At 71.9% G+C, this 24,589-nt stretch carries 21 protein-coding genes and 3 pseudogenes; 18 read left to right on the top strand and 6 right to left on the bottom strand.

Annotation, left to right across the window (positions count from 1 at the left end; translation table 11 throughout):
• Positions 1-131: 131 nt before the first annotated feature.
• From AB5L52_RS20475 to AB5L52_RS20465, 3 genes and pseudogenes are all read left to right on the top strand, one after another.
• A pseudogene (locus AB5L52_RS20475) lies at positions 132-617 on the top strand (DJ-1/PfpI family protein); the annotation flags it as partial.
• Positions 609-989, top strand: a pseudogene (locus tag AB5L52_RS20470) (MarR family winged helix-turn-helix transcriptional regulator); the annotation flags it as partial. The pseudogenes AB5L52_RS20475 and AB5L52_RS20470, both read left to right, overlap by 9 nt.
• 119 nt (positions 990-1,108) lie before the next feature.
• Positions 1,109-3,055 carry a serine/threonine-protein kinase gene (locus AB5L52_RS20465; protein ID WP_369365467.1) on the top strand — a complete coding sequence of 649 codons (1,947 nt, stop codon included), beginning with the start codon at positions 1,109-1,111 and terminating at the stop codon, positions 3,053-3,055.
• Positions 3,056-3,112: 57 nt separating this feature from the next.
• On the opposite strand, the gene AB5L52_RS20460 is transcribed toward AB5L52_RS20465, so the two are convergent.
• A complete protein-coding gene (locus AB5L52_RS20460; RefSeq protein ID WP_351025935.1) occupies positions 3,113-3,862 on the bottom strand; it encodes an SLATT domain-containing protein in 750 nt (249 codons plus the stop codon).
• A 244-nt stretch (positions 3,863-4,106) separates the two neighbouring features.
• On the opposite strand from AB5L52_RS20460, the gene AB5L52_RS20455 reads away from it, so the two are divergent.
• The 6 genes and pseudogenes from AB5L52_RS20455 to AB5L52_RS20430 all read left to right on the top strand — a co-directional run bounded on the left by AB5L52_RS20455 (position 4,107) and on the right by AB5L52_RS20430 (position 7,370).
• On the top strand, positions 4,107-4,451 hold the full coding sequence (locus AB5L52_RS20455; RefSeq protein WP_351026212.1) for a YbaB/EbfC family nucleoid-associated protein: 345 nt from the start codon (positions 4,107-4,109) through the stop codon (positions 4,449-4,451).
• Between the two features lie 51 nt (positions 4,452-4,502).
• Positions 4,503-5,102: a recombination mediator RecR gene (gene recR / locus AB5L52_RS20450; RefSeq protein WP_351025937.1), complete on the top strand. Its 600-nt coding sequence runs from the start codon at positions 4,503-4,505 to the stop codon at positions 5,100-5,102.
• Positions 5,095-5,757: a DUF5063 domain-containing protein gene (locus AB5L52_RS20445; RefSeq protein ID WP_351025939.1), complete on the top strand. Its 663-nt coding sequence runs from the start codon at positions 5,095-5,097 to the stop codon at positions 5,755-5,757. Before recR ends, AB5L52_RS20445 begins: the two co-directional genes overlap by 8 nt.
• 131 nt (positions 5,758-5,888) lie before the next feature.
• Positions 5,889-6,077, top strand: a pseudogene (locus AB5L52_RS20440) (type II toxin-antitoxin system RelE/ParE family toxin); the annotation flags it as partial.
• Entirely contained in the window at positions 6,074-6,406 is a 333-nt protein-coding gene (locus AB5L52_RS20435; protein WP_351025944.1) for a helix-turn-helix transcriptional regulator, read from the top strand. The pseudogene AB5L52_RS20440 and the gene AB5L52_RS20435, both read left to right, overlap by 4 nt.
• A 58-nt stretch (positions 6,407-6,464) precedes the next feature.
• The gene (locus AB5L52_RS20430; RefSeq protein WP_369365462.1) at positions 6,465-7,370 is read left to right on the top strand and encodes a hypothetical protein; all 906 of its coding nucleotides are present in this window, start codon (positions 6,465-6,467) and stop codon (positions 7,368-7,370) included.
• On the opposite strand, the gene AB5L52_RS20425 is transcribed toward AB5L52_RS20430, so the two are convergent.
• Positions 7,360-8,088 (bottom strand): sulfite exporter TauE/SafE family protein, encoded by a 729-nt coding sequence (locus AB5L52_RS20425; protein ID WP_351566674.1) that lies wholly within the window; start codon positions 8,086-8,088, stop codon positions 7,360-7,362. The two genes, AB5L52_RS20430 and AB5L52_RS20425, sit on opposite strands and share 11 nt — an antisense overlap.
• A gap of 240 nt (positions 8,089-8,328) precedes the next feature.
• Between AB5L52_RS20425 and AB5L52_RS20420 the strand changes: the two genes are divergently transcribed.
• The 4 genes from AB5L52_RS20420 (at position 8,329) to AB5L52_RS20405 (ending at position 13,053) form a co-directional block, all read left to right on the top strand.
• Positions 8,329-9,600, top strand: coding sequence for an aspartate kinase (locus AB5L52_RS20420; protein WP_351566782.1), 1,272 nt, complete (start codon positions 8,329-8,331; stop codon positions 9,598-9,600).
• A gap of 31 nt (positions 9,601-9,631) precedes the next feature.
• Complete coding sequence (locus AB5L52_RS20415) at positions 9,632-10,684, top strand: aspartate-semialdehyde dehydrogenase (RefSeq protein ID WP_369365459.1); 1,053 nt, start codon at positions 9,632-9,634, stop codon at positions 10,682-10,684.
• 336 nt (positions 10,685-11,020) lie between these two features.
• Positions 11,021-11,695, top strand: a complete 675-nt coding sequence (locus AB5L52_RS20410) for a SigE family RNA polymerase sigma factor (RefSeq protein WP_351025954.1) — start codon at positions 11,021-11,023, stop codon at positions 11,693-11,695.
• Positions 11,696-12,039: 344 nt separating this feature from the next.
• Positions 12,040-13,053: a hypothetical protein gene (locus tag AB5L52_RS20405; protein ID WP_369365456.1), complete on the top strand. Its 1,014-nt coding sequence runs from the start codon at positions 12,040-12,042 to the stop codon at positions 13,051-13,053.
• A 42-nt stretch (positions 13,054-13,095) separates the two neighbouring features.
• On the opposite strand, the gene AB5L52_RS20400 is transcribed toward AB5L52_RS20405, so the two are convergent.
• Together AB5L52_RS20400 and AB5L52_RS20395 are read right to left on the bottom strand one after the other, a co-directional pair.
• A complete protein-coding gene (locus AB5L52_RS20400; RefSeq protein WP_369365454.1) occupies positions 13,096-13,902 on the bottom strand; it encodes an SURF1 family protein in 807 nt (268 codons plus the stop codon).
• Positions 13,903-13,969: 67 nt separating this feature from the next.
• Positions 13,970-14,749, bottom strand: a complete 780-nt coding sequence (locus tag AB5L52_RS20395; RefSeq protein WP_369365452.1) for a class I SAM-dependent methyltransferase — start codon at positions 14,747-14,749, stop codon at positions 13,970-13,972.
• Between the two features lie 143 nt (positions 14,750-14,892).
• Here AB5L52_RS20395 and AB5L52_RS20390 point away from each other — a divergent pair, with 143 nt between their 5' ends.
• A complete protein-coding gene (locus tag AB5L52_RS20390) occupies positions 14,893-16,710 on the top strand; it encodes a prolyl oligopeptidase family serine peptidase (protein ID WP_369365450.1) in 1,818 nt (605 codons plus the stop codon).
• A 59-nt stretch (positions 16,711-16,769) separates the two neighbouring features.
• On the opposite strand, the gene AB5L52_RS20385 is transcribed toward AB5L52_RS20390, so the two are convergent.
• Positions 16,770-18,596 (bottom strand): NAD-binding protein, encoded by a 1,827-nt coding sequence (locus AB5L52_RS20385; RefSeq protein WP_351025970.1) that lies wholly within the window; start codon positions 18,594-18,596, stop codon positions 16,770-16,772.
• Between the two features lie 168 nt (positions 18,597-18,764).
• Between AB5L52_RS20385 and AB5L52_RS20380 the strand changes: the two genes are divergently transcribed.
• Both AB5L52_RS20380 and AB5L52_RS20375 read left to right on the top strand, forming a co-directional pair.
• Complete coding sequence (locus AB5L52_RS20380; protein WP_369365448.1) at positions 18,765-19,775, top strand: permease; 1,011 nt, start codon at positions 18,765-18,767, stop codon at positions 19,773-19,775.
• Positions 19,772-20,503 (top strand): TIGR03943 family protein, encoded by a 732-nt coding sequence (locus AB5L52_RS20375; protein ID WP_369365446.1) that lies wholly within the window; start codon positions 19,772-19,774, stop codon positions 20,501-20,503. Before AB5L52_RS20380 ends, AB5L52_RS20375 begins: the two co-directional genes overlap by 4 nt.
• A gap of 45 nt (positions 20,504-20,548) precedes the next feature.
• On the opposite strand, the gene AB5L52_RS20370 is transcribed toward AB5L52_RS20375, so the two are convergent.
• Positions 20,549-22,606: an NAD(+) synthase gene (locus AB5L52_RS20370; RefSeq protein WP_369365444.1), complete on the bottom strand. Its 2,058-nt coding sequence runs from the start codon at positions 22,604-22,606 to the stop codon at positions 20,549-20,551.
• A 208-nt stretch (positions 22,607-22,814) separates the two neighbouring features.
• Between AB5L52_RS20370 and AB5L52_RS20365 the strand changes: the two genes are divergently transcribed.
• Entirely contained in the window at positions 22,815-23,798 is a 984-nt protein-coding gene (locus AB5L52_RS20365) for an ATP-binding cassette domain-containing protein (RefSeq protein ID WP_351025993.1), read from the top strand.
• Positions 23,795-24,589, top strand: a complete 795-nt coding sequence (locus tag AB5L52_RS20360) for an ABC transporter permease (RefSeq protein ID WP_351766581.1) — start codon at positions 23,795-23,797, stop codon at positions 24,587-24,589. The genes AB5L52_RS20365 and AB5L52_RS20360 overlap by 4 nt, the downstream gene beginning before the upstream one ends.

Below are 24,589 nucleotides of genomic sequence, written 5' to 3'. Positions count from 1 at the left end.
CGATGCGGAAGGCCTATCGGCGTCTTGTTCTGTGGACGGGGGGTTTCCGCGACAGGTTGTCCAAGGAGATCGACTGCGGCGGTATCGACAGGGTGCTGTCCTGTCTCGCCCGAGCCGGGTACGAGGTCCTGGCCGGGTACGAGGTCCTGAACGTGGGACCGAGCCGGGAGCCCGTCGTCAGCATCGGTGGGCTGCGCATCCAGCCGGACCTAGCGCTCGGGGAACTGCGCCCCGAGGACAGCTCCCTGCTGATCCTGCCGGGCGCCGACCTCTGGGACGCCACCGACGACCTCGCGCCCTTCGCCCGCACCGCCCGCGCCTTCCTCGACGCCGGTGTCCCGGTCGCCGGGATCTGCGGCGCCACCGCCGGCCTCGCCCGCGAGGGGCTGCTGGACGACCGCGCCCACACCAGCGCGAGCCCGTACTACCTGGCGGGCGCTTCCGACTACGCCGGGGGCGACCGGTACGTCGAGACGGACGCGGTGACCGACGGCGGCCTGATCACCGCCGGGCCCACCGAACCCGTCGCCTTCGCCCGGGAGGTCTTCCGGCTGCTCGGGGGGTACGAGGGGGAGGCGCTGGACGCCTGGTACCCGCTTTACCACGACTCCGACGCCGAGGAACTGGCCCGGTGGCTCACCGCTGCCTGGTGGCAGGTGCTGGGTGCGGTGCTGCCCGGGCCGCTGTCGGTGGCGGGCATCGCACGCGTCATGGGCATCACCCGGCAGAGCGTGCAGCGCGTCGCCGATCTGCTGGTCGGGCGGGGGCTCGCCGAGTACCGGCCGAATCCGGCCCATCGGCGGGCGAAACTCCTCGCGCCCACGGAGGAAGGGCGGGCGGCGATCGCGCGGATCGGCCCAGGGCACGCGGCCTTCGCCGGGCGGCTGGCGGCGGCGCTGGGTGAGGATGAACTGGCCGAGACCGTACGGGTGTTGGAGCGGCTTGCGGCCGTGCTGGACGAACTGGGCGAGCCCGTTACTGAACCGTAGGCGCCGGGCCGCGCGACGCCCCCGTGGGGCCGGATTATCCTCGTCCGTCGTACACCTATGCGTGGCTGTTGGGCGCGTACGGGATGCTTGGGGCGTACGGGGGGAAGGCGGGGCGGGTCATGGAGAAGCTGGGGGCGGGGGATCCGCCGCATATCGGCGGCTACCGGCTGCTGGCGCGGCTGGGCGCGGGCGGCATGGGGCACGTATATCTGGCCCGGTCGGAGCGGGGCCGTACCGTCGCCGTGAAACTGGTCCGCGAGGAACTCGCCGCGCAGGAGGAGTTCCGGGCGCGGTTCCGGCAGGAGGTGCAGGCCGCGCGGCGGGTCGGCGGGTACTGGACCGCGCCCGTGCTCGACGCCGACACCGAGGCGGCGGTGCCGTGGGTGGCCACGGGGTACGTCGCCGGGCCGAGCCTGCAGCAGGTCGTGGGCCACGATCACGGGGCGCTGCCCGAGCGGTCGGTACGGATCCTCGCGGCGGGGCTCGCGCATGCGCTGAAGGACATCCATGCGGCGGGAATCGTGCACCGGGACCTGAAGCCGTCGAACGTGCTCGTGACGATCGACGGGCCGCGCGTGATCGACTTCGGGATCGCGCGGGCGCTGGAGACGACCTCGCTGGGCGAGGAGGGGCTGACCCGGACCGGGTCGCTGGTCGGGTCGCCGGGGTTCATGGCGCCCGAGCAGGTGCGGGGGGACGGGATCACGCCGGCGTGCGACGTGTTCTGCCTCGGGTCCGTGCTCGCCTATGCGGCGACGGGGGCGATGCCCTTCGGGTCCGCCAACAGCGGGGTGCACGCGTTGATGTTCCGGATCGCCCAGGAGGAGCCGGATCTGTCGGGGGTGCCGGAGGGGATCGCCGACCTGGTGCGGGATTGCTTGCGCAAGGATCCGGGGGCCCGGCCTTCGCTGGACGCGTTGCTCGAGCGGACCGGGGCGGAGGACACCGTGTCCGGGGGGCGGTCTCGGGACCCTTGGCTGCCGGGGATGCTGGTGGCTCAACTCGGGCGGCATGCCGTGCAGTTGCTGGAGATCGAGGATCCGGAGGGGGATGGTTCGTCTTCGTCTTCGTCCTCGTCTCCGTCTCCGCCTCTGTCTCCGTCTGCGGGTGCGGGTGCGTTGGGGGGCAGCTGGCCTCCGGCCGGGCCCGGGTTCCCGCCCGCACCACCCGTACAGCCGTCGGCGGCGGGTGCAGGTTCGGGTGCGGGTGGCGGTCGTAGTGTCTCGGCGGCGGACCGTGAAGGGGCGCCTGAGCATGCTGCTGTTTCCGATGCGCCGGCCGGGGGTCTCGAATATCTGCCGACCATTGCTTCGGGGGAGGCTCCGGCGGGTGTGCCGCCCGTCCCTCCCGGGTTCGGGTTCGGGTATGCGCAGCAGCACCCCCAGGGGGGTGCGCCGTCGTATCCCTCCTACGGCGGCGGACTCGGGTCCACGCCGGCCTACGGGCCCGTGCCGGAGGTGGAGCGGCGTAACGGGCGGTCCACCGTGTTGCTCGTCGTGGTCGCGCTGGTCGTGGCGCTCGGTGCCGGCGGCTCGGTGTATGCGTTGATGAACAACAGGGGCGGTGGCCAGGCCGAGGGGGACGGGCGGAGCAGTTCCGCACCCCACGCCGACTCCGGGGGTGCCGGTGACGGGACCTCGGGGGCACCCGACCCCACCTCGTCCACGCCGTCCGGCTCGGCCTCCTCCTCGTCCGCGTCCACGGACGGGGTCGTCCCGGGCGGCTACCTGGGCACCTGGCGGACGGCGATCGACAACACCAACGGGAACAACACCCGCCAACTGACCATCCGGCAGGGCCAGGTGGGCGACAGCGTGCTGACGCTGGTCGCGGACGGGCCGACGGAGGACGGTGGCACGTACCACTGTGTCTTCGCCGCAAAGCTCGCCCAACAGCCGGGCGCCAACGGCTCGTTGGAGATGGGACCGTCCACCGTCACCAGCGGTGAACCCGCCTCCTCCTGCACCCCGGGCGAGGCCACCGTGGTCACGCTGCTGCCGGGCGGCAGGCTGAAGCGGGCGAAGGCGGGCGGCGAGGAGAGCCTGACGTACACCAAGCAATCCTGACCCCGTCGGCGCGGGCAGGCGAAACCCCGCCCCCCGACCTGCCTGGCGGGACCTGGCCTAGCGGGGCTCCGGCGGTCGCTGGCGCGGCATGTTCGGGCGGGTTCCGTTCGCCGGGGGCAGGGGGGAACGGCCCCCGGAGCCGCCCGCCTCCTGCCGTGGCACGTACGTCGCCGCCGCCTGGATCCCGAGCGGTGCCGCCCCGGTGCGGAACTCCACCATCCAGTCGGTGGTCTCCGTGCGGACCAGTTCCGTGATGTCCTCCGAGAAGCGGCGCAGGACTCCGAGGCACCGGTCCGCCGCCTCGCTCGCCGTGCCCTCCGCCGGGCCCAGCACCTCCCGGATGCTCTCGGAGGCCCAGTCGTACTGCAACGCCTGAAGACGGCGCTGCACCGCCTGCGCCGTGGCCACGTCCCGCATCCAGCCCGACGTCACGCCGAAGAACCGGTCGACGCCGACGCAGGAGACCGCGATCAGCAGCGCCAGACAGCCCCACGGCGCCACCCCGCGGGCCGCGCCCGCCAGGTCCAGCAGTGGCAGCGCGGCACCGGCCACCGCGCCCGCCGCCGCGGCCGACCGCAACGCACGGGCGCCGCGCCGCTTCCACACCCGGTCCCGCAGATACCAGGACGCCGTGTCCAGCGCCCCGCGCTCCACCCACCGGTACAGCTCGTCGAGCCGCTCGGCGGGCTCCCCCCAGTCCCCGAGCGGAAAGGCCCGCCCGATCAGATCGCCCGGCCGCAGCCCGGCCGCACCCTCGCCCCGCCCGTCCTGTGGCGGACCCTCGGGCTGCATCTCCGGCTGACCCACCCGGCACTCCCAACTGATCACTGATCACGACCGGTCACGCAGCGTGACACAGCTTTCCGACGCGCGGCATCCTTCCTACCGCCCAATGGGTGGCGAAGAAGGAACTTTCCCAGCTTTTCCGCCCGGAAGAGGGTCTTGATCAGGTATAGGCCTGCTGGACTTCTCACTCGAAAGAGTGGCGGGGCGACGGGGCCGTGGACCACGTAGGCTCATGCTCAAGGAGAAGAACGTAGAGGAGCTGATCGTGATCCCCGGTGGTGGCCAGCCCAACATGCAGCAGTTGCTCCAGCAGGCCCAGAAGATGCAGCAGGATCTCCAGCGGGCGCAGGAGGAACTGGCGAACACGGAGGTCGACGGGCAGGCGGGCGGCGGTCTGGTGCAGGCCACCGTGACCGGTGCCGGTGAGCTGCGGGCGCTGAAGATCGACCCGAAGGCCGTGGACCCGGAGGACACCGAGACCCTCGCCGACCTGATCGTCGCAGCCGTACAGGCGGCCAACGAGAACGCGCAGTCGCTCCAGCAGCAGAAGCTCGGCCCGCTGGCCCAGGGCCTCGGCGGCGGCACCGGCATCCCCGGTCTGCCGTTCTGAGGCCGGGCCAACTACGGTACGTACCGAAAGGTCTCCAGGAAGGGCATTCCGGTGTACGAAGGCGTGGTCCAGGACCTCATCGACGAGCTGGGGCGGCTGCCCGGCGTCGGTCCCAAGAGCGCGCAGCGGATCGCCTTTCACATCCTGCAGGCCGAGCCGACGGACGTGAAGCGGCTCGCGCAGGCGCTCATCGAGGTCAAGGCGAAGGTCCGCTTCTGTGCGACGTGCGGCAACGTGGCGCAGGAGGAACTGTGCGGCATCTGCCGTGACCCGCGCCGTGACCCCTCGGTCATCTGCGTGGTGGAGGAGCCGAAGGACGTCGTCGCCATCGAGCGCACCCGCGAGTTCCGCGGGCGTTACCACGTCCTCGGCGGCGCCATCAGCCCGATCGAGGGCGTCGGTCCCGACGACCTGCGTATACGAGAACTTCTCGCGCGGTTGGCCGACGGGACGGTCACGGAACTGATCCTGGCCACGGACCCGAATCTGGAGGGCGAGGCGACGGCGACGTACCTCGCCCGCATGATCAAGCCCATGGGCCTGAAGGTCACCCGCCTGGCCAGCGGCCTCCCGGTGGGTGGCGACCTGGAATACGCGGACGAGGTCACTCTCGGCCGCGCCTTCGAGGGGAGACGACTCCTAGATGTCTGACGCCACACTGCACGCGACCGCTCAGAACCCGGACGATTTCGTGGTCCAGATCGCGGACCAGGTCGAGAGCTTCCTGGTGGCCGTCACGGAGGTGGCGAGGGGCGACGAGCCCGGCTCGACCGTGCCCTTCCTCCTCCTGGAGGTCTCCCAGCTGCTGCTGGCCGGCGGCCGCCTCGGCGCGCACGAGGACATCGTCCCCGAGGAGCGCTACGAGCCCGATCTGGGCCCCGAGCCGGACGTGGACGAACTCCGCGAGAACCTGGCCCGCCTGCTCGACCCGGTCGACGTCTACTCCGAGGTCTTCGACCCGTACGAGCCGCGCAAGGCCCCGGTCCCGGCGCGTATCTCCGACGACCTGGCCGACGTCATCACCGACCTGCGCCACGGCATGGCCCACTACCGCTCCGGCCGCACCACGGAGGCCCTGTGGTGGTGGCAGTTCTCGTACTTCTCCAACTGGGGCCCGACGGCCTCCGCCGTGCTGCGCGCTCTGCAGTCGGTCCTCATCCACGTCCGCCTCAACCAGCCCCTGGAAGAGCTCGACGGCCTCGACACCGACCAGGCCACCATGGGCGACGAGACCCTGGAGTTCGAGGCGGGCCGCGTGATGGCGGAGGAGATCGGCGCACCGCTGGGGATCCAGCGGGGGAAGTAGGGGCGAGTCCGCCCAGCGCAGAGGATGGGTGGATTCACCCGTTGAGCTGAACATATAAGGATTCCCTTCTGCCGGTAGGCGCCGTACGCTCAGATGCGGAGCATGAACTGGGAGATCAACCTCCACCCTGCACGGAAGTGCGGATTCTGTTCGTCTTCGACCCCAGGCGGGAGGCGATCCTGCTGGTCGCCGGAGACAAGTCGGGTCGCTGGCGGGAGTGGTACCGCGAGGCGATCCCGGTTGCCGAAGCCCGCTACGACGAGTACCTGGAGTACCTGGCGGTCGCCGACGAGGCAGAAAAGGACGGGAGGACTCGATGAGCCGGTACAGCAGCTGGGCAGAGGTCAAGCGGCGGCTGCGGGAGAACCAGCCTGAGGTGTCCGACGCCGAGTGGGAGTCCCGTAAGCAGGTGGCTCGAACGGCGACCGAGGCATACGTGGTTGGTCACCACCTTCGGGAGATCCGGGAGGAACAGGGGCTGACACAGGCGGAGGTGGCCAAGGTGGTGGGCATCTCCCAGGCCCGGGTTTCCCAGATCGAGCGGGGTGAGATCCACAATCTGGAGACCATGCGGATGTACGCACAGGCTCTCGGGGCCCGGATCACTGTGACCATCGAGTACGGCGATCGGGCCGCAGGGGCGGCTTGATCGGCGTTTTCGGTCATCTGCTCCTGGCTTCCCACCAGTTGGGAGTGACATGTGAGGCGTGACGAGTCATGTCGGACACCTGCATCAGATCCGGGAGCACATCACCGTCGAGGACAACTCGATGCGCTGGGTCACGCGGACCTACTGGTCGCGTACGCGCAGGTCGGCGGCCTGGTGGGAAGAGTTCGCCCGGGCGCGCAATGGCAGGATCGTGACCGACGGCTATGAGCCGGGGCTGGCCCGGGTCGAGGAGGCCGAGCCCGTCGGTCCGTCCGAGCCCGTCGGTCAGGCCGAGGCCGACCAGGAGCCGGATGGCGAGCCTCGGCCCAGTGCGGCCTACCAGGCTCTCGCGGAACTCCATGGCACAGACCCCCGTATGCCGCTGTCCGAATCCGACTGCCGGTCCCTCGAATCCCTTGCCGCGGAGTGGCTGTCGCGTGGCTCGACGCCCCAGGACATCACCCGCGCCCTCACCGGCGGACTCCCGTCCGAGGTCACCAATCCGGGCGGTCTCGCCCGCAAGCGACTGGAGAAGAAGATGCCCCCGAAGAAGTCCAAGGTGCGCCAGAAGAAGGCCCCGCTCCGCGCCCGGATCGACCGGGTGCTCCTGGCCTGCATCACGTGCGACGCCGACGAGCGGACCGTGGAGATCGTCGGTGGCGTGTGCCGCCCGTGCCGGGTGGAACTCGGGCTGACACGCCCGACGGCGAGCCGATCCCGTCCCTGCCGGAGATGCTTCTGGCCGGGCCGGTCTCCAGCGCCGTGGACGTGCACGCCTGGGCGGCCCGGGTGCGGGCGGCGGGCGGTCTGCGCACTCCTGCCGGCAAGGCGCTTTGGGAGGGCGTGTGAGCGTGCAGGACGTGCCGGTCCGGGCACCATGGAGCCGAGGGGCATCATCGCCTGGTTGTTCGGAATGGCCGGGCTCGCCCGGACGGCCTGCTGGCTCAAGGAGTTCAGCGACTGAGCCACATCCCCCACAGGCCCTTCGTCATCGCCGTGGCGCCGCCCGCCAGGGCCAGCGCGAGGACCAGGTGGCGGGCGCGGCGCTCGGGGATGCGGGCGGCGACCGCGTTGCCGATCAGGGCGCCGGTCGTCATCGCCGCGCCGACGACCGCCCACTGGGGCCCGGTCAGCCGGGGCGTGCCGTTCGCGGCGACGGAGAAGGCGTTGACGGCGACACCGTAGAACTGCGCGTTGGGGACGAACTCCCGTACCGTCCAGCCCGCGTTGAGTGCGTAGAGGGACACCGGCGGGCCGCCCACGCCCGCCGCCGTGTTCATGAAGCCGCCCAGCGCTCCCGCCGTCACCGCTCCCGTGCCGCCCTTGAGGGCCGGGACCCGGGCGCCGCGCAGCACGAGCAGGACGGCCGCCGTCACCAGTGCCCCCGTCGCCAACAGCAGGACGGGTCGCGGGAGTTGGCGCGTCGTCCAGGCGCCCGCCGGGACCGTGCAGGCGGCCGCCAGACACAGTGGCACCATCGCCGCCGGCCGGACCCGCCGCCAGCCGCCCGCCAGGCCCACGACGCTGATGGCGCCGGCCGCGCAGTTGGCGAGCACCACCCCGTCGGCGGGGCCGAGCAGCAGCACCAGCGCCGGTACGGCGACCAGGGCGAAGCCCATGCCGGTCAGCCACTGCACGCTCGCGCCGAGCAGGACGATCGCCGCGAGCAGGATGTCCGTCATGCCGCACCCCCCGTACGCCCCGTGCGTCTCCTTGATAGTTGAAACCTAATGCGGTTACGACTGTGACGCGGGGCACTTTTCCGCGTGGTCCGGCGGAGGCTGGGCAGATGCGGGACGCGGACGTCCGATGCCGCACCATTCGATGCCACCGATGTATGTCTCACCATGCGGGAGCAGGCCGGTGGAATTCGGGCGCTCGTTAGACTGAGCCGACACAAACGAACCGAGCGAGGAGCGCACGTGGGCCTTGTCGTGCAGAAGTACGGAGGCTCCTCCGTAGCCGATGCCGAAGGCATCAAGCGCGTCGCCAAGCGGATCGTGGAAGCGAAGAAGAACGGCAACCAGGTTGTCGTCGTCGTTTCCGCGATGGGCGACACGACGGACGAGCTGATCGATCTCGCCGAGCAGGTTTCGCCGATGCCTGCCGGGCGCGAATTCGACATGCTGCTGACCGCCGGGGAGCGGATCTCCATGGCCCTGCTGGCGATGGCGATCAAAAACCTGGGCCACGAGGCCCAGTCCTTCACCGGCAGCCAGGCAGGCGTCATCACCGACTCGGTCCACAACAAAGCCCGGATCATCGACGTCACGCCCGGCCGGATCCGGGACTCGCTCGACAAGGGCAACATCGCGATCGTCGCCGGGTTCCAGGGCGTGAGTGCCGACAAGAAGGACATCACCACGCTGGGCCGTGGCGGTTCCGACACGACGGCCGTGGCGCTCGCCGCCGCGCTCGACGCCGAGGTCTGCGAGATCTACACCGACGTCGACGGCGTGTTCACCGCCGACCCGCGCGTGGTGAAGAAGGCGAAGAAGATCGACTGGATCTCCTTCGAGGACATGCTGGAGCTCGCCGCCTCCGGCTCCAAGGTGCTGCTCCACCGCTGTGTGGAGTACGCCCGCCGCTACAACATCCCGATCCACGTCCGGTCCAGCTTCAGTGGGCTGCAGGGCACGTGGGTCAGCAGTGAGCCGATTGGGGACAAGAAGGTGGAGCAGGCCATCATCTCCGGTGTCGCGCACGACACCTCCGAGGCCAAGATCACGGTCGTCGGTGTGCCGGACAAGCCGGGTGAGGCTGCGGCGATCTTCCGGACCATCGCCGATGCCGAGATCAACATCGACATGGTCGTGCAGAACGTGTCCGCCGCCTCCACCGGCCTGACGGACATCTCCTTCACGCTGCCGAAGACCGAGGGCCGCAAGGCCATCGACGCGCTGGAGAAGAACCGGCCGGGGATCGGCTTCGATTCCCTTCGGTACGACGACCAGATCGGCAAGATCTCGCTGGTCGGCGCGGGTATGAAGACCAACCCCGGGGTCACCGCGTCCTTCTTCGAGGCGCTGTCCGCCGCGGGCGTGAACATCGAGCTGATCTCCACCTCGGAGATCCGTATCTCGGTCGTCACCCGCGAGGACGACGTGCCGGAGGCCGTGCGCGCCGTGCACACCGCCTTCGGGCTCGACTCCGACACCGACGAGGCTGTCGTCTATGGCGGCACCGGCCGATGACCGGCGCCACGACGCACGGAGGCGTACGACGATGACCGGCAAGCCGACGCTCGCGGTCGTGGGAGCGACCGGGGCCGTCGGCGCGGTCATGCTCCAGATCCTGTCCCAGCACGCGGACATCTGGGGCGAGATCCGCCTGATCGCCTCCCCGCGCTCGGCCGGCCGCAAGCTGGCCGTGCGCGGGGAGGAGGTCGAGGTGGTGGCCCTCAGCGAAGAGGCCTTCGACGGGGTCGACATCGCGATGTTCGACGTCCCGGACGAGGTCGCCGAGCATTGGGCGCCGATCGCCGCCGCGCGGGGCGTGGTCGTCGTCGACAACTCCGCCGCCTTCCGGCTGCACCCCGAGGTGCCGCTCGTGGTGCCCGAGGTCAACCCGCACGCGGTACGGACCCGGCCGCGCGGGATCATCGCCAACCCCAACTGCACGACCCTGACGATGATCGTCGCCCTGGGCGCGCTGCACGCCGAGTTCGGGCTGCGCGAGCTGGTGGTGTCGTCGTACCAGGCGGTGAGCGGGGCCGGGCGGGCCGGTGTGGACACGCTCCGGGCCCAGCTGTCCCTGGTGGCCGGGACCGAGCTGGGCACCAAGCCCGGTGACGTACGGCGGGTCGTCGGCGAGGACACCGGGCCGTTCCCGGAGCCGGTCGCGCTGAACGTCGTGCCGTGGGCCGGGTCGCTGCGGGAGGACGGCTGGTCGTCGGAGGAGATGAAGGTCCGCGACGAGGCCCGCAAGATCCTCGGGCTGCCGCAGCTGCCCGTCGCCGTGACCTGCGTACGCGTCCCCGTGATCACCACCCATTCCCTCACCGTCCACGCCCGCTTCCAGGGCGACGTGACGGTCGACCGGGCCCGGGAGATCCTCGCGACGGCGCCCGGGGTGGTGCTGTGCGACGACCCGGCCGCCGGTGAGTTCCCGACCCCCGCGGACGTGGTGGGCACCGACCCGACCTGGGTGGGCCGGCTGCGGCGGGCCCTGGACGACCCGACCGCGCTGGAACTCTTCGTCTGCGGGGACAACCTCCGCAAGGGAGCGGCGCTGAACACCGCGCAGATCGCGGAGCTGGTGGCGTCGGAGTTCTCCTGAGTGCCATTTGTAGGATCTCCGTAAGAAATGTGTTCAGAAGCATGGTCCGGACCACTTGAACCAGGCTGTACCGGCAACGGAAGATCACCACAGGAACCTCCTCCCCGCCCCGCGCAACCGCTTGCAGGGCGGGGAGCGTCTTTGCGGTCGCCCTTGCGGGGCCGTGGGCGTGAGGATCCTGGCGTGGGGGCGCCGTGATCGGGGCGTGGGGACGCCCGTTCATACAGGACATAAGGGAAGAGCGGGACGCATGACGGCACTTGACGTACGGCCGGATGTCGCACATGTGACACCCCGCACGTACAACCCTGGCGGGGGTGGGCGTGTCCAACTGGCGTGGCAGAGGTACTCGAACTCAGCGCGGCCCGCGGCGCGGCGGCCCTCCGGCCGCCCCGTGCGGCGCTCCGGCCCCGCACGCCCGGCGGCATGCCGGTGATCGCGCCCATGCCCGCAGCGCGGCCCGCCCGCATACCCAGTCAGCGTGACGACTCCGACGAGGCCGCGGCGACGGCCGCCGCCGGTACGACCGTCGACCACCTCACCGAGACCTACCGGGCGCACTACCGCTCGCTGCTCGGTCTCGCCGCGCTGCTCCTCGACGACACCGCCTCCTGCGAGGACGTCGTCCAGGAGGCCTTCATCCGCGTGCACTCCGCCCGCAAGCGCGTCCGCGACCCCGAGAAGACCCTCGCGTACCTCCGCCAGACGGTCGTCAACCTCTCCCGCTCCACGCTGCGCCGCCGCATCCTCGGCCTGAAGCTGCTCTCCAAGCCGATGCCGGACATGGCGAGCGCGGAGGAGGGCGCCTACGACCAGCTGGAGCGCCGCGACCTCATCAAGGCCATGAAGGGCCTGCAGCGCCGCCAGCGCGAGGTCCTGGTGCTGCGCTACTTCGCGGACATGACCGAGGCCCAGGTCGCCGAGAGCCTCGGGATCTCGCTGGGTTCGGTGAAGGCCTACGGCTCACGGGGCATCGCCGCGCTGCGCGTGGCCATGGAGGCACCGGCATGAGCGCGCGAGCCGAAGGGGGCGATTCAGATGAACGCCACTCCCACGAACGTCATGAGCCCTTCGCCTGGCACGAACCGGCGGACCGGGACGAGCAAGACCACACGCAACCGCACGCTGGGAACGGAACTGTGAACCACGGCCCCGACGAGAAGGGTCCCGAGGGGCTCGAACTGGGTCCTGCGGGGCATGACCCGGGCGCCGAGGAGCGTGGCCGCGGTGCCGAGGGGCGCGGGAACGGGCCCGCGGGGTCCGGTTCGGGTCCTGACGGGCGCGGCGCGGGCTTCGCAGCCGGGGGATCCGGACCCGGCCCGGACGGGTCCGGACCGGGTTCGGACGGCCCCCGGGTGGATCTCGCCGGGCTCGGTGACGACGAGCTGGCCCTGCGGCGGATGCTGCACTCCGCGGTCGACGACCTCGAACCGCGTACCGGCACGCTGGACCGGCTGCGCCGGGCCGTGCCCGCGCGGCGGGCGCGCAAGCGGCAGGCCGCCGTCGGCATGGCCGCCGCGGCCCTGTTCATCGGCACCGCGATCCCGGCCCTCGTGCACGTCTCCCACTCCGGCGGCACCGAGCCCGACACCGCCATGGCCGGCCAGTCCTCGCAGGCCCAGGGCGGCACCGGGCAGAGCCCGGACCAGGGCGGCGACACGGGCACCGGCAAGGGCCCCGGCAGTACGAGCGTCCAGCCCGGCAGGCCGTCCGGCAAGCCCGGCGGGAAAGCCAGGCCCGGCGGCGGCACCACCGGCTCCACCGGCGGCGTCAACCCGTCCCCCACCCTCGCCGCGGGCGGGGTCCCGCAGTGCAAGCCGGCCCAGCTGGGCTCCGCGACCGGCACCGCCGACGCCCCCGACTCCGCGGGCGTGGTCTACGGCACGTTCCGCGTCGCCAACGTCTCCTCCGGCGCGTGTACCGTCGTCGGCGCGGGCACCGTCACCCCGACCGCGGTGGGCGCGGCCGACAAGACCCGGATCAGCGCCGTACGGCATGCGGCCGGGGACGCGGCGACCAGCCTGCCCGATCCCTCGCAGGAGGTCTCCGGGCTGGTCCTGCAGCCGGGCTCGGCCTACGAGGAGAAGTTCGCCTTCGTGCCCTCGCAGGGCTGCCCCACCACCAGCCCCACCGGGGGGTCGGGTACGGGGGGTGCGTCGCCGGATCCGACGCCGACCGCCTCCGGTGGTTCGGCCGACGGTGCGGGCCCGGGGGGCACCGCCACCCAGCCGGCGGCCGAGGACGGCACGGCGGGCGGGAGCGTGCGGATCACGCATACCGGCCAGGGCGGCTCACCCTCGGCCACGGCGACCGTGCCGGGGGAGTGCGCGGGGACGGTGTATTACACCGGGGTGCTGGCCGGGTCGTAGAAACGGGGTGGCCCGGGTCATGGTCCGACGGTTCCCGCGCCGCTAGGGAACCGCGGTGCGGTCCGCCGTGACGGGCGTCGGCGACTCCTCCTCCGGGGTGAGGCCCAGGGCGGCGTCCCGAGCCGCCTCCACCTCGCGTCGCAGCAGCCGGAACCACATGAACACCACGAACCCGGCGAAGACGAACCACTCGCCGGTGTAGCCGAGGTTCTGGAACGCCTTCAGGTCCAGCCCGGTGCCGTCCGGCGCGCTCGCGGGTACGGCCTTCATCCCGGAGTCGGCCCTGTCGAGGGTGATCCACGCGTCGTACAGCCGGTCCGGCACCAGGTTCACCAGTGACGCCGAGCTGATCGCCGCCGTCTGCCCGGCCGGCAGCCCGCCCTGCGCGCCGACCCCGTTGTCCCCGGGCGTCTCGGACGCCTGCAGCGCGCCGGTGACGGTGACTTCACCGCTCGGTGGCGCGGGCGCCCTCGCCGCGTCGGCCGTGCCCGGCAGCCAGCCCCGCACCACGGGCAGCGCCTTGCCGGAGTCCGTGCGCAGCAGGGTGAGGACGTAGAAGCCGCTCTTGTCGTCCAGCTGCCGGCCGGGCACCAGCAGCTGCTTGCCGTAGTGACCGCTCGCCGTGACCCGGCGGCCCGAGGTCGCCTTGTCGACGGGCAGCATCCGGTCCAGCGGCTGTGCGGTCTCTTGCTGGTCGGAGGCGGCCCGCTCGGTCGCGGCGCGACTGTCGTGCACCCGCCCCTCGAACCGGCTCAGCTGCCACGACCCCATGAAGACGCAGAACGGGATGGCGAGCAGCACGAAGACGTTGATGCCCCACCAGCGGGGTGTCAGCAGAAACCGGTACACGCCCTCCACGGTACGGCGCCGCCGCCCGGCCCCGGCTCGCGGGGCACTCCTCGGCCGGTGCCGGCGGTCAGCCCTTGGTGGCCTTCAGCGAGTAGATCAGCGGGATGCGCGGATGGTCCGCCGGGAAGCGGTGATAGCCGTCCCGGATCTCGAAGTTCTCGAAGCGCGGGAAGAGCGACACGTCGTGCTCGTGCAGGAACTCGATGCGCAGCCCGGCCGCGGCGAGCGCGGAGACGACGTCGCCGAGGGTGTGCTGCCACTCCACGCTGCGGTTGTGGACGGTGGGGGCGTCCGGGTCGGCGTAGGTGCCGGGCTCGTCCCACACCTGGGCCTCGCGGCGGAAGTAGTCGTGCACGATCCGCGAACCCGTCGCGTCGTCCAGGGCCTCGGTGAGCGGATGGAACTCGGCGAGATAGAGGAAGCCGCCGGGCGCGACGAGCGAGGCGGCCGTCTTGGCCCAGCGGCGGATGTCGGGCAGCCAGCACAGCGCGCCCAGCCCGGTGTAGACGATGTCGTACGACGCCTCGGGCACCGCCCGCGCCGCGTCGTACACGTCGCTGGTGACGAAGGCCGCGCGCTCGGGGCCGTAGCCGAGGTCGGCCGCGAGGGTGCGGGCCGCCTCGACGGCGGGGGCGGAGAAGTCCAGGCCGACGACGCGGGCGGCGCCCCGGTGGGCCCAGGAGAGGGTGTCGGTCCCGATGTGGCACTGCAGATGCAGCAGGGTCCTGCCGGTGACGTCGCCGACCTCGGCCGTCTCGAAATCCCGCAGGGCGTCCCGGCAGGCCCGGAAGCCGTCGAGGTCGTAGTACTCACCGGCGACATGGACGGGGACCCTTTCGTCCCACATAGCTCGATTGTCCTCACGCCAGTTCGAGGGACCGGACACGGAAGTCGTCTCTGTGCTCACGTTGGGGAAGTTATCCACAGGCTGCGCACATGCGCCAGCCAATTGTCGGCGCGGCCAGGCAGTATGGGCGCATGACTGGGGCGATGAGTGAGAGCAGTACGTCGAGTACGCCGGCGAGCAAGCCGGACATGCCGGACTGGGAGAAGCGCTTCCGGGCGCCGCGGGTGTCGCTGCCCGACTGGGCGGAGGATGCGCCGCACCGCTCCCTGTTCGTGTCGAACGCGACGGGGACGTACGAGCTGTATGCCTGGGACCGGGCGACAGGCGAGCAGCGGCAGGCGACGGACCGGCCGAACGGCACGACGGACGGCGTGCTCTCCCCGGACGGCGCCTGGATCTGGTGGTTCGACGACAAGGACGGCGACGAGTTCGGCATCTGGCGCCGCCAGTCCTTCGGCGGCGGGGCGGACGAGCCGGCCGTCCCGGGCCTCGCCCCCTCCTACCCGGCCGGGCTCGCCCTGGCCCGCGACGGCCGCACGGCGGTCGTCGGCCGCTCCACGGACGAGGACGGTACGACGCTGCACCTCGCGCGCGAGGGCGCGGACCCGGTGGAGATCTACCGGCACCGCGAGTCGGCGGGCGTCGGCGACCTCTCGCACGACGGCTCCCTGATCGCGATCGAGCACACCGAGCACGGCGACGCCATGCACGCGGCGCTGCGCGTGCTCCGCCCGGACGGCACGCCGGTCGCCGAGCTGGACGACACCAAGGGCGGCACCGAGGAGCTGGGCCTGGAGGTGCTGGGCTTCGCGCCGGTGCACGGCGACGCCCGCCTGCTCATCGGCCATCAGCGCCGGGGCCGCTGGGAGCCGCTGGTGTGGGACGTGGCCACGGGCGAGGAGACCGACCTCGCCCTGGACCTGCCCGGTGACGTCAGCGCCGAGTGGTATCCGGACGGCTCGGCCCTGCTCATCGCCCACGGCTTCGAGGCCCGCAGCGAGCTGTTCCGCTACGACCTGGCGACCCGCGAGCTGACCCGTATCCCCACCCCGCCCGGCACGGTCTCCGGCGCCACGGCCCGCCCCGACGGCAGCGTGGAGTATCTGTGGTCGTCGGCCGCCGAGCCGCCGGCGGTGCGCTCGACGCAGGGCCGCGTCGTCCTGGACCCCCCGGGCATGGTCTGCCCGCCGTCGGTGCCGGTGGAGGACGCCTGGGTGGAGGGCCCCGGCGGCCGTATCCACGCCCTGATCCAGAAGCCGGCCGGCGCCACCGGCCCTCTCCCCACGGTCTTCGACCTGCACGGCGGCCCGACGTGGCACGACAGCGACTCCTTCGCCGCGGGCCCGGCCGCCTGGGTCGACCAGGGCTACGCGGTGATCCGCGTCAACTACCGCGGCTCCACCGGCTACGGCCGCGCCTGGACCGACGCCCTGAAGCATCGGGTCGGCCTGATCGAGCTGGAGGACGTGGCCGCGGTGCGCGACTGGGCCGTCGCCTCCGGCCTCGCCGACCCCGCCCGTCTGATCCTCACCGGCGGCTCCTGGGGCGGCTATCTCACCCTGCTCGGGCTCGGCACCCAGCCCGACGCGTGGACGGTGGGCATCGCGGTCGTGCCCGTCGCGGACTACGTCACCGCGTACCACGACGAGATGGAGGCCCTGAAGGCCATGGACCGCACCCTGCTGGGCGGCACCCCCGAGGAGGTCCCCGAGCGCTTCGAGGCCTCGTCCCCGCTGACCTACGTCGACGACGTCAAGGCCCCCGTCTACATCTCGGCGGGCGTCAACGACCCCCGCTGCCCGATCCGCCAGATCGACAACTACGTCAAGCGCCTGGAGGCAAGAGGCGCGACCCACGAGGTCTACCGCTACGACGCCGGCCACGGCTCCCTGGTGGTCGACGAGCGGATCAAGCAGCTCAGACTGGAAATGGACTTCGCGGAACGGCACTTGGGAGCGTAGGGGTGCGCCCCGGGCAGAACTTCGCTGCCGACCGAGTCGGGTGGGTGGGCCCGTGAGGGTCAGCGGAGTTCTGCCAGGCCTCTGCGGGTGGCGGCGACCACGACACGGTCGCCCTTCTCCAGTACGTGGTCCGGTGCCGTGTCGGTGCGGCCCTCCAGGGCCAGTACTCTCCAGGACCCGGCCCGGAAGGCGTCCCGTACGGTGTGCCCCTCCAGTCGGGGATGCCCGGCCACATCGACCGCGGCGAACAGCAGCACCCTCCGCTCCACCGCGATCGCACCGAGCACCTGCCGCCCCAGCATCGCCCCGGCGAACGCGGGCGCGGCCAGATGCGTGACGCTCCGGCTCCGGGTCAGCGCATGCGGATACGCCGCCCGCAGCGTCCGGTACACGGCGGTGGCGAAGTCGTCGTCGTACAGCCGTAGCACCACCCGCAGATCGGGCCGTACGGAGCGGGCGTACAGCACGGCCTCCAGGTTCGTGGTGTCCGCGCTGGTCACCGCGAGCAGCGCGTACGCCCGGTGGATCTTGGCGGACTCCAGCACCCCTTCCTGGGTGACATCGCCGAGCACCACCGGCACCCGCAGCCGCCGCGCGGTCGCGAGGCCCCGCGCCTCCGGATCGGACTCGACGCACACGACGGGGATGTTCAGCTCGCGCAGCCGGGTCAGCACCCGGGTACCGATCTTCCCCAGCCCGAGCAGCACCACATGCCCGCCGAGGCCGCGCGGCGGCTTGCGCAGGGCGGAGGCGGTGCGGAAGGTACCGAGCGCCTCCAGCACGGCCGCCATCAGCACCGGAAGCAGCAGTAACCCGACCAGCCCGGAGAGGAGTTGAAGGATTTGCCGGCTCAGTGGCTCCCCGATGGCGGGGTTGTCGATCGCGAACAGGTCGAGAAGGGTGTAGTAGAAGGCCCGCAGCGGATGGATCCCGGGGGTGGCCACCCACAGCGCCACCGCGAGGGCGACCACGCAGGCCACCATGCCCGCCAGCGACCACCGCAGCCGCCGCGAGAACAGAGAGGCGAGCGGCGGCACCCCGCCCCGGCCGGGCACGGCCGACTCCCCGCCGCCCGCCGAGGACACCTGCTCCAGCACCACGGCCGCCCGCCCGCCAGCCTGCCGTACCTCGTCGTCGTCCGGCAGCAGCCGCGGCTCCTGGTCCCCGCTGCCCTCGGGGTCCGTACCGGTGGGCGAGAGCAGGGCGAGCGTGCACAACCCGGCGCCGGCCGTGGGTCGTTCGACGGCCCGCAGCAGCAGCCCCTCGGTCTGGACGACCTTGCTGGTGCCGGCGACGGCGGTGGCCGCCAGCGCGGGCGCGGCGGTGTCGGCGTCGGACAGCACGGTGGTGGAAGCGTCCCGGCCGCCCTCGCCGTCGCCGGTGGCCAACGCGGCGGCCTGGTCGAGGAGTTCCTCGATGTGCTGGCCCAACCGCCGGTTGTAGAGCCGGAGGACGAGCCGGATCCGCGGGTTGAGCCGGCGGGCGGTCAGCGCGGCCCGGATGTTGGTCTCGTCGTCGTCGAAGACGAGGGCGAGCGCGGTGGCCCGTTCCACCCCGGCCTCGGCGAGCACGGCCTCGGTGATCTCGGGGGACGCCAACACCCGTGTGGTGTCACCGCCGTTGTTGCCGTTGCCGGTGCCCGTGGCCGTCGTGGCCGATCCGGATCCCGGCCCGGATCCCGACCCGGATCCGGTGCCGGCGCGGCCAACCGTGGCGCTCACCACCCGGTCGAACAGCGCGGCCGAGGCCAACCGGGCCCGGCCGACCACCGGAGGCCGGACGGTGCGCTCGTTCGGCGGTACCACGAGGGTGACCTGCTCGCCGTAGACTCCGCGCAACTCGGCGGCCAGCCGGTGCGCGAGCCCGTCGTCACCGCACACCACCATGTGCGCCGGCGGGGCACCCGGCCCCCCTTGATTCGGAACGCTCGCCACGAGGGAGAAGACTGCCCCAAGGACACGGGTGGTTCCAGCAGTGCCGTGAACACCCGTGCGCCGCCCCGCGTACTGACGGGGAGGGAGCGCACCAGGACAGCCAGCCGGAGGTAACCGTACGTGGCCATCACCGAAGACGCCCCGCCGGGCACGGAGGCCGGCCCCGAGCCCGGTCCCGAGAGCCGGCGGCTCAGCTCCCCCTTGGTGCTGACGCTGATTCTGCTGCTGGCGGTGCTCGCCCAGTCCCCGATCCGCGGGTTCCTCGGCACCCCGCTGATGCAGAGCTGGATGACGGTGTTCGTCGCGGTGACCGTGCAGGCGCTGCCGTTCCTGGTGCTCGGCGTGCTGCTGTCGGCGGCGATCGCGGTGTTCGTGCCCCCGTCCTTCTTCGCCCGCGCCCTGCCGCGCCGCCCCGCCCTCGCCGTGCCGGTCGCCGGGGTCGCGGGCGCGATCCTGCCCGGCTGCGAGTGCGCGTCGGTGCCGGTGGCGGGCGCCCTGGTGCGCAGGGGCGTCACCCCGGCCGCCGCCCTCGCCTTCCTCCTCTCCGCCCCCGCGATCAACCCGATCGTGCTGACCGCCACCGCCGTCGCCTTCCCGCGCGACCCGGAGATGGTGCTGGGCCGGTTCCTGGCGAGCCTGCTGGTGGCGTGCGCGATGGGCTGGCTGTGGCAGCGGCTGGGCCGCACCGAATGGCTGCGCCCGCCGGCCCACGGCGCGCACGAGGGCGCGACGAAGGGGGAGGCGTTCTGGAACTCGGTACGGCACGACACCATGCACGCCGGCGGATTCCTGGTGCTCGGCGCGATGGCCGCGGCCACGCTGAAGGCGGCCACCCCGGCGGACTGGCTGCGCGCGGCGGCCGGAAGCCCCGTCTTCTCCGTGCTCGCCCTCGCCGTGCTGGCCGTGCTGCTGTCCATCTGCTCGGAGGCGGACGCGTTCGTCGCGGCCTCCCTCACCCAGTTCTCCCTGACGGCCAAGCTGGTGTTCCTGGTGGTGGGCCCGATGATCGACCTCAAGCTCTTCGCGATGCAGGCCGGCACCTTCGGCCGCGCCTTCGCGCTCCGCTTCGCGCCCGCCACGTTCGCGATGGCCCTCGCGGGCGCCGTGGTGACCTCGGCGGTGCTGTTGTGAACCGCCAGGCGCAGGCCGCCGTCATGTTCCTGCTCGGCGCCGCCCTGCTGCACGCGGGCAGCACCGGCCTGTATCTGCGGTACGTCAAGGCGGGCCTGCAGCCGCTGCTGCTGGCCTCGGGCGCGGTCCTGATCGCGGCGGCGCTGGCGACGGTCTGGTACGAGCACCGACGGACCCGACGCCAGGCCCTCGCCGGGGGACACGCCGACGACCACGGGCACCCCGAACCCCGGATCTCCTGGCTGCTGCTGCTCCCCCTCCTCGCCCTCATCCTCGTCGCCCCGCCCGCCCTCGGCTCCTACAGCGCGCTGCGTTCCGGTACGGCCCTGCAGAAGCAGTACGCCTACGGCAAACTGCCCGCGGCCGACCCGGCCCCGCTCTCCGTGATCGACTACGCCTCCCGCGCGGCCTACGACCACGGCCGCTCCCTGCACGGCCGCCCGGTCCGCCTCACCGGCTTCCTCGCCCTGGACCACTCGGGGGCGCCGTACCTGGTCCGGATGGCGCTCAACTGCTGTGCCGCGGACGCCCAGCCGGTCAAGATCGCCCTGACCGGTGAGCTGCCCCCGGTGCTGCGCCCGGACGCCTGGCTGGAGGTGACCGGCACCTATTCCCCGCGCCTCACGCACGACCCGGTCAACAACGGGCCCATCCCGTATCTGAAGGTGACCTCGGCGAGGCCGGTCCCGGTGCCGCACGACCCGTACGACGAGACCTGGAACAACTGAGACGCGCCGGACGCCGCGGCGCCTTCAGGGCGGCCCAGGCCTGGCCTAGGCCTCCGTAAGGTCGAACCGCTCCAAGTCCCGCAGCCAGGCGTGTGCGTTGCCGTCCGACGGGGCCCGCCAGTCGCCGCGGGGGGACAGGGCGCCGCCCGCCGAGACCTTCGGGCCGTTCGGCATGGCCGAGCGCTTGAACTGGGAGAAGGCGAAGAAGCGGCGGATGAAGACCTCCAGCCAGTGCCGGATCTGGGCGAGGTCGTACGCGCCGCGGTCGGCCTCCGGGAAGCCGGGCGGCCAGGCGCCGGCCTCCGCGTCGTGCCAGGCGTGCCAGGCGAGGAAGGCGATCTTCGAGGGACGGAAGCCGTAGCGCAGGACGTGGAAGAGGGTGAAGTCGTGCAGCGCGTACGGGCCGATCTTCGACTCCGTGGACTGCATCTCCTCGCCCGGCACCAGTTCGGGGCTGATCTCGGTGTCCAGGATGGCGGCCAGGATCTTGCCGGTCTCCTCGTCGAACTGCTCGCTGCTGATGACCCAGCGGATGAGGTGCTGGATGAGCGTCTTCGGAACACCGGAGTTGACGTTGTAGTGGCTCATCTGGTCGCCGACGCCGTACGTGGACCAGCCGAGCGCCAGCTCGGAGAGGTCGCCGGTGCCGAGCACGATGCCGCCGCGCTGGTTGGCCAGCCGGAACAGGTAGTCGGTGCGCAGGCCCGCCTGGACGTTCTCGAAGGTGATGTCGTACACCGGTTCGCCGGCGGCGAAGGGGTGGCCGATCTCCTTCAGCATGAGCCGCGCGGTCGGCGTGATGTCCAGCTCGGCTGCGGTGATGCCGAGGGCCCGCATCAGCCGGTGTGCGTTGTCCTTGGTGTGGTCGCTGGTGGCGAAGCCGGGCAGGGTGAAGCCCAGGATGTCGCTGCGCGGGCGGCCGGCCCGGTCCATCGCGCGGGCGGCGACGATCAGGGCGTGCGTGGAGTCGAGTCCGCCGGAGACACCGATGACGACCTTGGGTCCGCCGATCGCCGCGAGGCGCTGCTGGAGGCCGGCGACCTGGATGTTGTACGCCTCGTAGCAGTCGAGGGCGAGCCGATCGGCGTCGGCGGGCACGAACGGGAAGCGCTCCACGCGCCGGCGCAGGCCGAGGTCGGTGGCGGCCGGCGGGGCGAGTGCGAAGGACACCGTGCGGAAGTCGCCGGTGCGGGCGGCGTGGGTCCGGCGGTTCTCGCCGAACGTGCCCATCCGCTGCCGCTCCTGCCGCAGCAGGTCCAGGTCGACGTCGGCCACCGCGTACTGCTCGCCGAGCGGGAACCGCTCGCTCTCGTCCAGCAGCACGCCGTTCTCGTAGATCAGGGTCTGGCCGTCCCAGGACAGGTCGGTGGTCGACTCGCCGAGACCGGCCGCCGCGTAGACGTACGCGGCGAGGCAGCGCGCGGACGCCGAGCGGCACAGCAACTTGCGGTCCTCGGCCCGGCCGACCGTGATCGGGCTGCCCGAGAGGTTGACGAGCACGGTCGCGCCGGCCAGCGCCGCCTCCGCGCTCGGCGGCACCGGGACCCACATGTCCTCGCAGATCTCCGCGTGCACCACCAGTCCGGGCACGTCCGCCGCCGCGAAGAGCAGGTCCACGCCGAACGGTACGTCCGTGCCGCCGAGCCGGATCGTTCCGCCGCGCTCGTCGTCGCCGGCGGCGATCTGCCGGCGCTCGTAGAACTCCCGGTAGTTCGGCGGGTACGACTTCGGTACGACGCCGAGGATCCGGCCGCGGTGCACGAGCACCGCGCAGTTGAAGATCCGGTCGCGATGGCGCAGCGGGGCGCCGACGACCAGCACCGGCAGCAGGTCCGCCGACTCGGCCACGACGGTGGCGAGCGCCTTCTCGACGTCGTCGAGCAGCGCGTCCTGCAGCAGCAGGTCGTCGATCGCGTACCCGGTCAGGCACAGCTCCGAGAACACGGCGACGGCCACGCCCTCCTCGGCACACCGGCGCGCATGCCGCAGGACCGCCTCGGCGTTGGCGGCCGGGTCGGCGATGACGGTGTGGCCCGTACACGCGGCGACGCGCGCGAAGCCGTGCTGGTAGATCGACCAGAAGCTCAACGGGACCTCTCTCATGACTCCACGGACTCCACGGACTACGGGAGGGACTACGGGAGCAAGCCTAAGAGGAAGCCTAAGAGGAAGCCGGAGGGCCCGTCCCACCGAGCTCCGCACGCCCGCCGCCCGCCGTCCACCTGCGGGTTTCAGCGCACCACGGCCCCGCCCGGCCGGCTGAAACCCGGTTGAAGCCGCTCTGAACCGGCGAGGGCGCACGCTCTGCGGCATGACGACGACAGAGCGAGGACTCGCGATCGCGGCCACCGGGCTGCGGAAGGCCTACGGGGACAAGACCGTCCTCGACGGCATCGACATCCAAGTGCCCGCGGGCACGATCTTCTCCCTCCTCGGGCCGAACGGCGCGGGCAAGACCACGGCGGTCAACATCCTGTCCACCCTGATCTCCGCCGACGCCGGCGAGGCACGGGTCGCCGGGCACCACCTCGTCTCCGAGGCCCACGCGGTCCGGGCCGCCATCGGGGTCACCGGCCAGTTCTCCGCCGTGGACGGGCTGATCACCGGTGAGGAGAACATGCTGCTGATGGCCGACCTGAACCACCTGTCCCGGCGGGAGGGACGGCGGGTCGTCGCCGGCCTGCTGGAGCGCTTCGACCTGGTCGAGGCCGCGAAGAAGCCCGCCTCCACCTACTCCGGCGGCATGAAGCGCCGCCTCGACATCGCCATGACCCTGGTCGGCAACCCGCGGATCATCTTCCTCGACGAGCCCACCACCGGCCTCGACCCGCGGTCCCGGCACACCATGTGGGGGATCATCCGTGAGCTGGTCGCGGGCGGTACGACCGTCTTCCTCACCACCCAGTACCTGGAGGAGGCCGACCAGCTCGCCGACCGGATCGCGGTGCTCAACGGCGGCAAGCTCGTCGCCCAGGGCAGCGCCGAGGAGCTGAAGCGGCTGGTCCCCGGCGGCCACGTACGGCTGCGGTTCTCCGACCCGGTGGCGTACGAGCGGGCGGCGACCGCGCTGCGCGAGACCACGCGCGACGACGAGGCGTTCACCCTGCAGATCCCCAGCGACGGCAGCCAGCGCGAGCTGCGTGCCGTCCTCGACTGGCTCGACGCCGCCGGTATCGAGGCCGACGAGCTGTCCGTGCACACCCCGGACCTGGACGACGTGTTCTTCGCCCTGACCGGAAGCTCCGTACCCGCCCAGTCCACCGCTCAGCCCACCGGCAAGGAGACCCTCCGATGAGCAACGCCACCTACGCGGTTCGCGACAACCTCACCATGCTGCGGCGCAACCTCCTGCACGCCCGCCGCTACCCCTCCCTCACCCTGAACCTCCTGCTCACGCCGGTCATGCTGCTGCTGATCTTCGTCTACGTCTTCGGTGACGTGATGAGTGCCGGCATCAACGGCGGCCACGCCGACCGCTCCCAGTACGTCGCCTACCTGCTCCCCGGCATCCTGATGATGACCATCGGGGGCACCTCGCTCGGCACCGCGGTGTCCGTGGTCACCGACATGACCGAGGGCATCATGGCCCGCTTCCGCACCATGGCCATCTCCCGGGCCTCCGTGCTGATCGGCCATGTGATCGGCAGCGTGATCCAGACCATGATGTCCCTGCTGCTCGTGCTGGGCATCGGCCTCGCCATCGGCTTCCGGCCGAACGCGACACCGCTGGAGTGGATCCTGGCCGTCGGACTGCTGGCACTGGTCAGCATCGCGCTGATCTGGATCGCCGTCGGCATCGGCCTGGCGAGCCCCAACGCCGAGGGCGCCAGCAACCTGGGCATGCCGCTGATGATCCTTCCCCTGCTGGGCAGCGCCTTCGTGCCGGTGCACCTCATGCCGGGCTGGTTCCGCTGGTTCGCCGAGTACCAACCCTTCTCGCCCGCCATCGAGACCCTGCGCGGACTGCTGCTGGGCAGCGGGATCGGCACGAAGAACGCGGTGCTGGCCGTGGCGTGGTGCCTGGGACTGAGCCTGCTCGGCTATCTGTGGTCCAAGGCGCAGTTCAACCGCGAGCCCAAGCGGTGA

The organism is Streptomyces sp. CG4, from assembly GCF_041080655.1.
Taxonomy (GTDB): domain Bacteria; phylum Actinomycetota; class Actinomycetes; order Streptomycetales; family Streptomycetaceae; genus Streptomyces.
Note: the sequence above shows the minus strand (reverse complement) of the source record. Positions and strands in the feature narration are given on the sequence as shown.

Coding starts and splice junctions, on each gene's coding strand:
- AB5L52_RS20385 (WP_351025970.1), bottom strand. CDS start 18,596: ATGGTGGTGTGCGGTGACGACGGGCTCGCGCACCGGCTGGCCGCCGAG.
- AB5L52_RS20365 (WP_351025993.1), top strand. CDS start 22,815: ATGACGACGACAGAGCGAGGACTCGCGATCGCGGCCACCGGGCTGCGG.
- AB5L52_RS20425 (WP_351566674.1), bottom strand. CDS start 8,088: ATGACGGACATCCTGCTCGCGGCGATCGTCCTGCTCGGCGCGAGCGTG.
- AB5L52_RS20445 (WP_351025939.1), top strand. CDS start 5,095: ATGTCTGACGCCACACTGCACGCGACCGCTCAGAACCCGGACGATTTC.
- AB5L52_RS20415 (WP_369365459.1), top strand. CDS start 9,632: ATGACCGGCAAGCCGACGCTCGCGGTCGTGGGAGCGACCGGGGCCGTC.
- AB5L52_RS20360 (WP_351766581.1), top strand. CDS start 23,795: ATGAGCAACGCCACCTACGCGGTTCGCGACAACCTCACCATGCTGCGG.
- AB5L52_RS20370 (WP_369365444.1), bottom strand. CDS start 22,606: ATGAGAGAGGTCCCGTTGAGCTTCTGGTCGATCTACCAGCACGGCTTC.
- AB5L52_RS20395 (WP_369365452.1), bottom strand. CDS start 14,749: ATGTGGGACGAAAGGGTCCCCGTCCATGTCGCCGGTGAGTACTACGAC.
- AB5L52_RS20465 (WP_369365467.1), top strand. CDS start 1,109: ATGGAGAAGCTGGGGGCGGGGGATCCGCCGCATATCGGCGGCTACCGG.
- AB5L52_RS20390 (WP_369365450.1), top strand. CDS start 14,893: ATGAGTGAGAGCAGTACGTCGAGTACGCCGGCGAGCAAGCCGGACATG.
- AB5L52_RS20435 (WP_351025944.1), top strand. CDS start 6,074: ATGAGCCGGTACAGCAGCTGGGCAGAGGTCAAGCGGCGGCTGCGGGAG.